Source organism: Mesobacillus maritimus, assembly GCF_019749255.1.
Lineage (GTDB): Bacteria > Bacillota > Bacilli > Bacillales > Cytobacillaceae > Mesobacillus_B > Mesobacillus_B maritimus_A.
Genome location: NZ_JACWFH010000005.1, coordinates 104,532 through 116,914 on the forward strand (window position 1 = coordinate 104,532; position 12,383 = coordinate 116,914).

Here is a 12,383-nt window from a genome sequence, read left to right on the forward strand (position 1 = left end):
AAAAACTTATAACGAGCTTTGGGAGTGGGTACCTTGAATATTAGCGTTCATTTACTAATTAGTTATATCTTTTTGGGTATAACATTAGCTGCTCCAATCGGCCCAGTGAACTCTGCTCGATTGGACAAAGGAATTAAAAATGGCTTTTGGCATGCATGGATTGTTGGAACAGGCTCAATGATAGCAGATGGGATATTCATGATCATGATTTATTTCGGTCTTGTTAACTTTTTGGACATCCCCATCATTCAAATTTTCCTATGGCTTTTTGGAGGATTTGTGCTCATTTACTCTGGAGTTGAGAGTATCTTAGGGGCAAATAAATTTTCTTTTGATAATCGAAGACAAAAAGATTCCCTCTTAAGATGCTTTCTAACCGGTTTTATTATGTCTATCACAAGCCCATTGTCCATTTTGTTCTGGTTAGGAATTTATGGTTCGATCCTTGCCAAAACAGCTTCCTCATATGGGACCGGTCACTTATTGGTATATAGTAGTATGATCTTTCTAGGGTTAGCGATTTGGGATATACTTGTAGCTGCTTTAACCTCTGGCCTCCGAAATTATTTAAATTACAAGAGCCTTATTTTCGTATCCGTCCTGTCCGGCATTTCATTAGTTGGCTTCGGGCTATACTTTGGCTTTCAAGGAATTCAGGCACTTTTTCAATAACCGATCGAATTTTGTTTTAAATTGTGGAATAAAGGCACCCATCTAGGACCATTCTATTGATATGTAGTAGGTTAATTATATATAGGGGTGCTAATGATGACCGTTTTTGTTTATCAGACATTTGAAATAAAACAAGATAAATTTCAAGACGCAATGGAAAATTTAAAGGAAATACAAAAGTTTAGAAATGAGCATTTCGAACAAAAAGTAGAGATTTTATCCCCCATATCTGGACAGGATCATACATATGCTCTGTTGTCGACTTATGATGGACTAGCTGAGATGGAACTTCAGGATAAAAAAATGTTTGATGACGAGGATTATCTAAAACTCATTGGTGACTTCTTCCTGAAAAATATTATCCAAGGAAGCATGCATACACAAATCTATCGGACAACCACTACTAAAGGGTAGAGTACTTTTTGGTCACATTTGACTATGGGATAGAAATGTTCGACAAGGGGCGCCTATAAAGAAACAGGCAGCCCCTTTTTATTTGAATACACTCCCTATTTGTACCCCGATATATAGTGCCACGCCCCAAATCAATATGCCTGATACTTTATTGATGAATACTAATAAACGACCATTTGGGTCTAATCCCCCAATCACACGACCTATAATTGCAAGTCCAAGAAACCACAACCATGACACTACGATACAGGCTGTAGTAAATACCACTTTTGCACTCCCAGAATAATAGAGGGAGTTCGTACCAATTACACCGATTGTGTCAAGAATTGCATGGGGATTTAGAAGTGACACCGAGATAGCAAATAATATCTGCTTTTTCGGTGATAAAGCCACGTTGTCTCCGGTTATTGAAGCAGGTTTACTATTCCAAACAACCCAACCCATATACAGCAAAAATAGGAATCCAATTAAGAATAAGATTGTTTGGAAAACAGGGATGGCAAGTACCATAATGGAAACCCCCATTACGGCTAATAAAATGAGCAACGTATCACAAAATGAAGCCGTTATGATGACCGGTATCACCTTTTTGAAAGATGGTTGTGAAGATCCTTGATTTAAAACAAAAATATTTTGTGCGCCAAGTGGAAGGATAAGTCCAAAAGCTAACAGTATTCCGTGGACAAGTGCTCCAATCATGATCACATCCACCTTCCTTGTTCATTGTATGGAATATCTTCTACTCAAATTTAATATAAACCAATGCAACAGACAATTCATTTCTACCAAGTAAAATGTCGAGAATAATAATGAAACTTTTTCCAGTCTATCTCGTACAGATTATAGGAAGTAGATTAAATAAAATGGGGATGATGAGATGAATAACCATGAAATTGATTATGAATTATTTGGAGATGATATGCAGTTTGTTCAGGTAGAGCTTGACCCTGGTGAAACAGTCATTGCTGAAGCAGGAAGCTTAATGATGATGGATGACGGAATTGCCATGGAAACAGTATTTGGAGATGGTTCATCCAATAATCAGGGCGGTATAATGGGAAAACTATTAGGCGCTGGAAAACGTGTTCTGACAGGTGAAAGCCTGTTTATGACCACATTTACGAATGAACGTAGTGGGAAAAAGCGAGTTTCCTTTGCCTCCCCTTATCCAGGGAAAATTATTCCCTTAGACTTAAGTGAGTTTGGAGGCAAGGTCATTTGTCAAAAGGACGCATTTTTAGCTGCAGCAAAGGGCGTTACGGTTGGGATAGAATTTCAGCGTAAAATAGGCGCAGGCTTCTTTGGCGGAGAAGGATTCATTATGCAGAAACTAGAAGGCGATGGAATGGCTTTTGTGCATGCTGGAGGAACACTCTATAAGCGAACACTTGAGCCAGGTGAAGTGCTTCGTATTGATACGGGGTGCTTAGTTGCGATGACTCAAAATGTAGACTATAACATCGAAATGGTTCGTGGGGTCAAAACCGCTTTATTTGGTGGTGAGGGTCTTTTCTTTGCTACACTTCGTGGTCCAGGAACTGTTTGGATCCAATCACTCCCATTCAGTAGACTTGCAAGTAGAGTATTTGCCGCTGCGCCTCATGCAGGAGGATCCTCAAAAGGAGAAGGAGGAATCGGCGGATTATTCGACCTTCTAGGCGGGGATAGGAATTAGGACTAAGTGAAACTGCCTATTTGAGAGCTCATTTAAAAAGCCTCCAAAAACGATTTTTGGAGGCTTTTTTTGCACTTATCTCTTTTCCGCGTAGGATTTAATTCGAATCCACGGACGCTCGTTTTCCCATACCAAGGAGATGGGGACTCTGAATGTTTGTTCTAATAAAGATTCGTTTAACGTTGATGATTTTTTCCCACTAGCGACAACCTCACCAGACCTAATCAACAAAGCATTGGTAATCGAAGGAACAATTTCTTCGATATGGTGGGTCACATATAAAAGAGTCGGTCCACCAGGAGTTGCAAGCATCTCTTCAATGGTTGAGAGTAGTTCTTCCTTTGAATAAATATCAAGCCCGTTACAAGGCTCATCCAATATTAAGAGCTTTGGAGAGGACATTAAGGCACGTGCAATCATCGCTTTTCTCCTTTCACCTTGGGATAAAGAAGAGATTAATTGATTTGCTAGATGCCTAATTCTAAATCGTTGAAGGAACTCTGTGGCTTTTTCTATATCCTGTTCCGTAATGTCTTCATATAATCCAATTGAGGCAAATTTTCCACTTAGTACCACTTCCAGTGTCGTATCACTTGGACGGGATTGATATTGGTCATCTAATGAAGAACTCACCCAACCAATGGATTTTCTCAATTCAGGTATATTTGTTTTTCCAAAAAGATTCCCTAATACTGAAATTTCTCCACCATTTGGCCATTGATATCCAGTAATCATCTTTAATATAGACGTTTTGCCGGAGCCGTTTAACCCGAGCAACGCCCAGTGTTCCCCACTCTGCACATTCCATGAAACGTTTCTTAAAATATCTTTGCCATTTCGATGCCAGACAATGTTTTGAAGCGAGATGACATCGCCCTTACTAGTGTTACTCATTTGTAATTCCCCCCATCAGGCCAACAAAATAGTATGTATTTTCAGTATATTCTAACATAAAGAAGGAGAAAAAGTAAAAGACGGTGGTTTGGCCAAAAAACATATTTTCAGCACAATAGACCACCATCCCTATTAATCACTTTTAAAGCCAGGTAAATAAAATTGAAACCTATTCTTTTGCAACAATTCCGGCATCTCTAAATCTTCTTCCATTTCTTTGATAGTGGTTAGCTCCTTCAAGAATCCTTTGTTTTAAGCGATCATTTATCTGTTTTAATGGTTTGGCTGGTACTCCTGCTGCCAACATTCCTTCCTCAATGACCTTATTTTCACCGACGACAGCACCTGCAGCAACAACTGCACCTTTTTTAATATGTGCTCCATTAAGGATAATTGCCCCCATTCCAATGAGCGCACCTTCCTCAATGGTACAGCCGTGAATAATACAGTTATGACCTATGGTTACATTTTTTCCAATATGCACTGGAAAGCCCTCATCCACATGGATGGTTGTTCCTTCTTGTACATTGCTCCCGCTTTCAATTGTAATTGAATCATTTTCCGCACGTAGAACAGCATTAAACCAAATGGATACATCCTCCTTTAAAGTAATATCTCCAATTAAATAGGTCCCTGGAGCTAAGTATACGGATTCATCCACATTCGGCCTCATTCCGTCTAATTCATACATCATAATAAGTACCTCCCTAAATCGTGTTACGATGCGATTGTATTTTTATCGCCTCTAAGTTTCGCTTTTCGGTGATTGATCCATTTTTTAAATAATGGGTAAACAACACTAATTAATGCGAGTATCAATAAAACCAAGCTAATTGGTCTAGTAAAGAAGATAGTAAAATCATTGTTAAACATTTGCATCGCTCTTCTAAATTGGTCCTCAGCAATTGGTCCAAGAACAACGCCCAAAACAATTGGAGCAAGTGGGAATTTTGCATTTTCTAGGAAATAGCCGATTACGCCGAATAATAACATGACCCCAACATCAAATATCGAATTTCTAACAGCAAAGGTTCCAATGATACAAAATAGAACAATTAGCGGTCCAATAACGGAGTAAGGAACTCGTAATATTTTAGAGAATACGGAGATAAACGGCTTTGCGATTAATAAGATCAACAAATTGGCAAATAATAGTCCAATTAAGATGGTGTAAACTAAAGAGCCTTGTGTTTGAAACATTAGTGGACCTGGCTGAATTCCATGAAGAATAAATGCTCCCAGTAAAATGGCTGTCGTAGCACTCCCTGGGATCCCTAAAGAGAGCAAAGGGACCATAGCTCCCATTGCAGCGGCGTTATTCGCCGATTCTGGAGCGGCAACACCTTCTGGAATCCCTGTTCCGAATTCTTCAGGCTTTTTTGACCAACGTGCTGCTTCACTGTAGCTTAACATTGCTGCGGTTGTTGCACCGATTCCAGGCAATATCCCAATGAAAATCCCCAATAGGGAGGATCTTCCAATTACATTCGAAATTCTCTTCATCAACCCCCAACTAGGAAGCTCTGTCCTAACCTTCTGCTTCGAAGTTTGCCTTGGTCTTTTTTGAACTTGGCGAAGAACTTCTGATATAGCAAATAAACCAATCAATACTGGAATAAAGTCAATTCCAGACATTAATTGACCAGACCCGAATGTGAAGCGGGGAGTCCCTGTCATGGAATCAAGGCCAATAGTTGCAATAAATAAACCAAATGCAACCCCAATAAATCCTTTAACTAGATTTCCTGCACTTAAAGAAGCAACCACTGTTAAGCCCATTAACGCTAGGGCAAAGTATTCTGGTGCAGCAAAGCTTAAAGCAAATGTTGCCAATAAAGGTGTTAAGAAGATTAAGACGATTGTTCCTATTACCCCACCTGTAGCTGAACTAAAGATAGAGACACCTAGCGCTTTGCCACCTTCGCCTTTTTGTGCCATTGGGTAGCCATCAAAAACAGTCGCCACCGCCTCAGGTGTTCCAGGTGTACGGAAAAGAATCGCGCTTATACTTCCAGAGAATACAGAAGTGGCATATATGGATGTTAATAGCAGGAAAGCAGCGGTTGGGTCCATTGCATAACTGACAGGCAGAAGAATGATGACCAGCATTGTACCGCTAATTCCAGGAATCCCTCCGCCGATAAAGCCCAAGAGAATTCCTGCTATTAAAATCAGAAGATTGAACGGGTCGAGTAAATTCCCTAGTCCTCCTAACAGACCATCAATCATTGAGTTCACCTCGTTTTAATTAGTAGTAAAAATGATTAATAGAACAGTAAACTAAATGTACTAAAAATACCTACTCCTCTTGGAAAGGGTGTATTGAGTAATATTGGAAAAAGAACAACCGCACCAGCAGTAGCGAACAACCCAGTTAGAAGACCGCGTGTCCAATTCTTAATCCCAAAGATAAGGGACAAAACAAAAATAAAGACCACAGTATCAATAATGAACCCTATATATTCCAACAAAAGGGTGTATCCAATCAGTGCACCTAATAAATAGAAAAACTTTTTAGGGTATACTAATTTTTCCTCTTCGTTTGCTAAATCTTCAGCCTCTTCGTTTGCTGTTTTTACCTGATTCCCCTTTTTTGAAAAAGTTTTTATGAATAATACAATTGACAATACCAGCATGATAATCATTAACCCAGCTGGCCATGAACCTGGTGCAATTAAATCGCCCGCTCGATTTTCGATTTGAAAGGACATCACCAGAAAAAACAGCGAAAAGGCTATCATGACAATAGATATATATCGTTCTAGTAACATGTCTTTCCTCCACTCCTAATGGAATATAGAAAGGCAGGAAGACCTGCCTTTCCACTTACATTGCTTAGTTTGCTTCTAAAATCTTTTTATACGTTTCTATTAATTTTTCTAGTTCCGCATCGTACTCCTCAGAACCTAACCAGCCATCACGAAGGTGTAGGTAGCTTGCTTTTTCATATTCTTTATAATCAGGACGATCCTTCGCTTCTTCCAAAGCTTTTTCTAAAGCTTCTACAATTTCAGGTGGTGTATCCTTATGAACCATAAATCCTCGACCTTGTCCATCAGTTACATCAATACCTAGGTCCGTTGAAATGGGAACATCTTCAAAGCCTTCCATCTTGGTATCCGTGAAGGCAATCAACATCTTAATAGAACCTTCTTGTAATTGGGCCACTGATGGTCCTGGCTCCTCTGCAATCACATCAATATGACCACCGAGTAATGCTGCTGTCATTTCTCCAGATCCATCAAAAGACACATAGTTAAAATCTGTTCCGGTTGCCGCCTCAAACTGAGCCAGTACAAGCTCATCAAATCCTTTTGCACCCGTTCCACCGACTGAGATTTCGCCTGGTTTTTCCTTCGCTTGGGCAATAAGGTCATCGATATCTTTAAATTTGCCATCACTCTTTACTTGAAGTGTCATCGTATCATTTTGTACGCGGCCAATTGACTTAAATACGCTCATATCGTTTGGTTCTGCTCCAGATGCAATATTAACTGGATGATTGGAAGTCATAGACCAAATCGTATATCCATCCGCCGGCTTTCTTGCTACATAATCAGCAGAAGGAATCCCAGCAGCACCTGGCATATTGACAACATTTATATTTACACCAAGAATATCCTGCAATTCCTTTGTAACGGCACGGGCGAAATTGTCACTACCTCCACCTGCTCCAAAACCAACGACTACTTCAATTTGTCTCTCAGGATAATTACTATCCTTTCCGCCTTCCCCTTCAGAAGAAGAACCCGTCTCGTTTGAGTTACACGCCGTTAGCAACATAGCAAATGCAAGTAGAAAAATTAGAAATGATAACCTTTTTATCCTCATAATTTACCCCCATTTTTATTAATCTCTTCACTTACGTTTCCTTTCACGATTACCAGAGATTACTCTTTTTACAATTAGAGAAAGCGGTGTCATTTTCACCTATTAAAATCGTTTAGGTCACCTCCACAAGGATCTCTTTTTTAAATTTTGATAATTTTCTAATTATTAAGTATGCAATTATTGTGCCAACCGTAAAAACCTTCAATTATGGATACATACACGAGATCGTTATTATTTTTGTTCCAATGTGAATCAGACAACATTCTGATGCTTGTTTCAAAAAGAAACAACCTATCTTTTGAAACTATGAAAATTTAAAGTTTGGCTTTCTTTTATCGAGAAATGCATTAACCCCTTCACGATAATCTTCTGAAACAAACGATTCTAAAACAAGTTCAGCTATCTCTTCAGAATCTGATACATCGCCATTAAGAACCCGATTTATAATGGTTTTAGAACCTCTAACAGACATTTGCGCATTTCTACAGATAAGGTGGGCAAATTCGTATGTTTGTTTTACTAGTTCTGATTTTTCTATGATTCGATTAATCAGCCCCATTTGAAGCGCTTCTTCAGCATCGATGATTCTCCCTGTAAATAAGATATCCTTTGCGTTTGATGGCCCAACTAAATCGACGAGATTTTTTGTACCTGGTGTATTGTAAATTAACCCTAATTTTGCCGGAGTGATTCCAAAACGACCAGATTCGTCTGAGAAACGAAAATCACAAGCAACAGATATTTCACATCCCCCACCTACACAAAATCCAGAAATCATGGCGATACTTGGTTTAGCACTTTTCGCAATTTTTTCTTCGAGAATCATGGTTGCATCGTTGTATTTTTCTGCACCCTCTGCTGTGTAACGGACTGTTTTAAACTCACCAATATCCGCACCTGCCGAAAATGCAACTTCGGTTGTACTACGAAAAACCATAACCTTTACATCCTTATTATCATTACATTGGTCTACTAATTGAGCTAGGTCTATCCACATATCATAGGTCAATGCATTTCTTTTTTCTGGACGGTTAATGTAGATGGTCCCAACACCATTTTCCACCTGCAAATATACTTTCTTTTGATCCGTTTTACTCACGAGGTCCAGCCTCCCACATTTTATTTTTGAACGGTTTGCGAGTATTGTTTTACTACCCCTTGTTCGATTAGCCTTTGGATTTGTTCTGAAGAGTACCCTAACCCTTGAAGCACGGTTTCACTGTGTTGTCCAAGGAGCGGTGCCGGAGTGTGTATCTCCACTTCTGTTTCTGAAAATTTTGTAGGGGAACCAATTACCTTCATTCTCCCGATAACAGGGTGTTCTAACTCTTTAATCATGTCCCTTGCTAGATAATGTTCATTATTTAGCGCTTCCCCAAAGTTATTGATTGGGCCAGCGGGAACCCCTGCCTGTTCGCATTTCTCAATCCAGTAAGAAGTATCTTTCTGCATGGTAATTTCCTCAATTTCACGCTCTAATTCTTCAACATGGTCATGACGTAGGGAATTGGATAAATATCGCTCATCTTTCACCCATTCAGGCTTTCCGAGCACATGATTACATAGCTTCTCCCAAGTACGCTGGTTTGCACACCCAATCATCATATAAGAATCCTTCGCTTTAATTGCTTGATATGGTGCGGAAACACGGTGTCGATGACCTGTAGGTTGCGGGATTGTTTGATTGGAAAAATACGCTGCCGCTTCCCATGTGAACCATGGTAAACCTGTTTCAGCTAATGAAATATCAACCATTTGGCCTTTTCCAGTTTTCAATTTATGGATATAGGCAGCCAAAATCGTATAAACGGCAGTGATTCCTGCACCAATATCATAAACGGCAATTCCCGACTTCAAAGGGCGCCCCCCTGGCTCCCCCGTCATACTCATTAGTCCTGTCAAGCCTTGGGCAACGAGGTCAAAACCACCTTTGTGAGAGTATGGTCCAGTTTGACCATAACCAGAGATAGAACAATAGATAATCCCACTATTTAGTTCTTTTACCCTTTCATAATCAATTCCTAAGGATTTCGTTACCCCTGGTCGATAGTTTTCAACAAAGACATCCGCTTCTTTTATCAACTCATAAAAAACTTCTTTTCCTTCTTCCGATTTTAGGTCCAGGGCAATACTTTTCTTATTACGATTGATTTGGTAAAAACAAGTTGATTCTCCATTGACAAATGGCCCCATCTGACGGGAATCATCTCCACCTTGGATTTTTTCAATTTTTGTCACCTCAGCTCCCAAATCTGCAAGAACCATCGTACAATATGGACCTGCCATGATTTGAGATGCATCCAATATTTTTGCTCCTCTTAGAGGACCCAATAAAAAAACCTCCTTCTTTCTTTCTCATTTTATATTTTTATCCTTCATTGCTTCACCTATATATGTATACTGTATACAGGATACAACTTCATTGTAATGGGCATATTTTTGAAAGTCAATTGAATTTTCTAAAAATTAAATTTATTGTTCTGGTACAAAAAAAAAGCAAACATCTCACAAGGAAATGTTTGCTCTCTCTATAAATCTTCTAGACCTCTTTTTTGATCATTATGCATATGAGTTTCGACTTTTTGGATTGATTTTTCTATATCCCTTGCCTTCAGGGCTTCTAGTATCTCTTTATGCTCCTCGTAGATCTCGAGGTTATTCTTTGCTTTTTTATTAATATTCGCGCGATAAATTAACAATAATGAGCGCACATAATTTAATAATTGAATCATTCTTGGATTTGGACAATAATACATAAGTAATTCGTGAAATTGGGTATTTAGTTCGAGGATTTTGAATGGGTCTCCCTCTTGTATTGCTATTCTCGACTCATTCAGCACAGCTTCTAATTTAGGAAAGTCTTCTTCAGGAATTAAGGTGACAACGGATTTAATCACTTCTTTTTCTAATACAATTCGGGTTTGATAGAGATGAAGAAAATCATTTTTATTGATTTCAACAATTCTCATCGTTGAATGCTCTTGGATGATTAACCCTTCTGATTGAAGCTGGCGTAAAGCTTCCCTCAGCGGTGTTCTACTAATCTTATACTGGTCAGCCAGCTTTGACATAATTACTTTTTCACCTGGTTGAAGTTTCCCAGTTATAATAAGTTTCTTTAATTCCTTATATGCTTGTTGATATAAAGGTTCAGGAATAGTTAAACCCAATTCAATCCCTCGCTTCTCTCTAAACTAATAAAATTTTTCTAGTATATGTATACAGTATACAATAAAATCATAGATTCCTTTAGTCTAATTGTCAAACTTTTTAATTAATATAGTTTTGTTTACCTTGACTATGGATTTCCGCTCCAGGCACGAGCGGAACGAGGGCGGTCTGGTAAGTTTGGGCAGCGACCGTGCCTATGGGTCTCCCCTGTCCCATACTCCCATAGAAGTCTTCGTACATTCCGCTCCATCCAACGTGTCAGATAGCGCGATGTGCTTTAACACAACCCAAACTAATAGAAATAACCCAAGGATTCCTCCTTGGGCACGTTTATTTGATATCAACACAGATTCAAGATGGTGTCTTTGCTTCTGCTCTTTCAATTGATTCTACTAAATAATCAACTACATGTTTTGTTTCTATGACACTATCCATTCCTTCTCGATGAACGCCTAACTTCATTTGTAGAAAGCAGCCGGGATTAGCGGTAATTAGTACAGCTGAGTCAGTTTCTTTTACTTTCTCCATTTTTTTATCCAAGATTTCATTCGCTAACTCAGGCTGTAACATGTTATAAATCCCTGCTGATCCGCAGCAATACTTTTTCTCTGGTAGGTCTACATATTCAGCATTAGGAACCTTTTTTACTAGTTTTGCAGGAGCATCCTTAACCTTCATCACATACTGCAAATGGCAAGAAGGTTGATAGGTGACCCGCTCTCCACGCCCAGCCAATTCTGGTAGCTCCCCTTTTTCCACAACAATTTCACTGATGTCACGAATCTTTTCGGAAAACTTTTTAGCTCGCGCTAGCCAAGATGGATTATCACGGAAAAATTCTTCGTATTCAACTAAGGCTGCTCCACAACCCCCAGCATTGGTAATAATGTAATCAACATTTGCATTCTCAAATGCAGCAATATTTGCCTTTGCCAATTCAATCGCCTTGTCTGTTTTCCCACTATGATGGTGCAAGGCTCCACAGCACACCTGTGTTTGGGGAGTGACGACATCAAAACCTGCTTTAGATAACAGTTTTATTGAATTATCATTTGTCTCTCGAAACATTACGTCCATAATGCAGCCTTGGAAAAATGCGACTCGTCCTCGCGTTTCCTTTGTATCGTTTGCTCTTGGTGTAAATTCAGGGTGATGTTTTCGCTTCGAAGGTGGTAAAATCTCTGGCATTATCCTTTCCATTTGTTGCATTTGCTCAGGGAAAAACTTCATAATGCCAACCGCTCTTGTTACCTTTTGAAGACCACTTTTTTGATACATCCATAACAAATTCCCTACTTTATTAAGATTCTTTTGATCTCCTAATACCTTATCAAAGAAAAAGTCTTTTACATTGCGTACCGGTTTTGCTGTTCTCTTAATATCGTTCTGACTTGTATCAATTTTCACGCTCCGCTCATGGAATGAATTCATTTCCGTGGCTGCGGCGATTTGTTCTTTTGCGACCATCACAATATCTGGAACCTGGACATCCATTGGACAGGCATCTACACATGCAGAACAAAGAAGACAACGGTCCAATTGCTCCTTAATTTCTTGGTTTACAGGAATTTCTCCTTCCAGTACACTACGTGCCAATAATACTCTGCCTCTTGGACCATCAGCTTCACGTCCCGTAATGTTCAAGGTTGGACATACGCCGCGACAAGCACCACAACGTACGCAAGTATACATTGACTCTTCAGGCGTTAGTACTTTCAAGTTTTTC

Annotated in this window: 13 protein-coding genes; 3 read left to right on the plus strand and 10 right to left on the minus strand. The window is 39.3% G+C overall.

Features of this window, described 5'->3' with window-relative positions; translation table 11 throughout:
- Positions 1 to 39: 39 nt before the first annotated feature.
- Together H0185_RS02070 and H0185_RS02075 are read left to right on the plus strand one after the other, a co-directional pair.
- Positions 40 to 672: a LysE family transporter gene (locus H0185_RS02070; RefSeq protein ID WP_221870822.1), complete on the plus strand. Its 633-nt coding sequence runs from the start codon at positions 40 to 42 to the stop codon at positions 670 to 672.
- Between the two features lie 93 nt (positions 673 to 765).
- Complete coding sequence (locus tag H0185_RS02075; protein ID WP_343223063.1) at positions 766 to 1,086, plus strand: hypothetical protein; 321 nt, start codon at positions 766 to 768, stop codon at positions 1,084 to 1,086.
- Positions 1,087 to 1,164: 78 nt separating this feature from the next.
- On the opposite strand, the gene H0185_RS02080 is transcribed toward H0185_RS02075, so the two are convergent.
- Positions 1,165 to 1,785 (minus strand): LysE/ArgO family amino acid transporter, encoded by a 621-nt coding sequence (locus H0185_RS02080; protein WP_221870712.1) that lies wholly within the window; start codon positions 1,783 to 1,785, stop codon positions 1,165 to 1,167.
- Between the two features lie 178 nt (positions 1,786 to 1,963).
- Here H0185_RS02080 and H0185_RS02085 point away from each other — a divergent pair, with 178 nt between their 5' ends.
- Positions 1,964 to 2,761: a TIGR00266 family protein gene (locus H0185_RS02085; protein WP_221870714.1), complete on the plus strand. Its 798-nt coding sequence runs from the start codon at positions 1,964 to 1,966 to the stop codon at positions 2,759 to 2,761.
- Positions 2,762 to 2,836: 75 nt separating this feature from the next.
- Here H0185_RS02085 and H0185_RS02090 read toward each other — a convergent pair whose 3' ends face one another.
- The 9 genes from H0185_RS02090 to H0185_RS02130 form a co-directional block, all read right to left on the minus strand.
- On the minus strand, positions 2,837 to 3,655 hold the full coding sequence (locus H0185_RS02090; RefSeq protein WP_221870716.1) for an ABC transporter ATP-binding protein: 819 nt from the start codon (positions 3,653 to 3,655) through the stop codon (positions 2,837 to 2,839).
- A gap of 169 nt (positions 3,656 to 3,824) precedes the next feature.
- The gene (locus H0185_RS02095) at positions 3,825 to 4,349 is read right to left on the minus strand and encodes a gamma carbonic anhydrase family protein (RefSeq protein ID WP_221870718.1); all 525 of its coding nucleotides are present in this window, start codon (positions 4,347 to 4,349) and stop codon (positions 3,825 to 3,827) included.
- Between the two features lie 23 nt (positions 4,350 to 4,372).
- The gene (locus H0185_RS02100; protein WP_221870720.1) at positions 4,373 to 5,884 is read right to left on the minus strand and encodes a tripartite tricarboxylate transporter permease; all 1,512 of its coding nucleotides are present in this window, start codon (positions 5,882 to 5,884) and stop codon (positions 4,373 to 4,375) included.
- Positions 5,885 to 5,919: 35 nt separating this feature from the next.
- Complete coding sequence (locus H0185_RS02105) at positions 5,920 to 6,426, minus strand: tripartite tricarboxylate transporter TctB family protein (RefSeq protein ID WP_221870722.1); 507 nt, start codon at positions 6,424 to 6,426, stop codon at positions 5,920 to 5,922.
- A gap of 64 nt (positions 6,427 to 6,490) precedes the next feature.
- Positions 6,491 to 7,486: a tripartite tricarboxylate transporter substrate binding protein gene (locus tag H0185_RS02110; protein ID WP_221870724.1), complete on the minus strand. Its 996-nt coding sequence runs from the start codon at positions 7,484 to 7,486 to the stop codon at positions 6,491 to 6,493.
- A gap of 304 nt (positions 7,487 to 7,790) precedes the next feature.
- On the minus strand, positions 7,791 to 8,585 hold the full coding sequence (locus tag H0185_RS02115; protein ID WP_343223064.1) for an enoyl-CoA hydratase/isomerase family protein: 795 nt from the start codon (positions 8,583 to 8,585) through the stop codon (positions 7,791 to 7,793).
- A 20-nt stretch (positions 8,586 to 8,605) separates the two neighbouring features.
- Positions 8,606 to 9,817, minus strand: coding sequence for a CaiB/BaiF CoA transferase family protein (locus tag H0185_RS02120; protein WP_221870726.1), 1,212 nt, complete (start codon positions 9,815 to 9,817; stop codon positions 8,606 to 8,608).
- 197 nt (positions 9,818 to 10,014) lie between these two features.
- On the minus strand, positions 10,015 to 10,656 hold the full coding sequence (locus tag H0185_RS02125; RefSeq protein ID WP_221870728.1) for a GntR family transcriptional regulator: 642 nt from the start codon (positions 10,654 to 10,656) through the stop codon (positions 10,015 to 10,017).
- 352 nt (positions 10,657 to 11,008) lie between these two features.
- A complete protein-coding gene (locus H0185_RS02130) occupies positions 11,009 to 12,376 on the minus strand; it encodes a (Fe-S)-binding protein (protein ID WP_221870730.1) in 1,368 nt (455 codons plus the stop codon).
- Positions 12,377 to 12,383 lie beyond the last annotated feature (7 nt).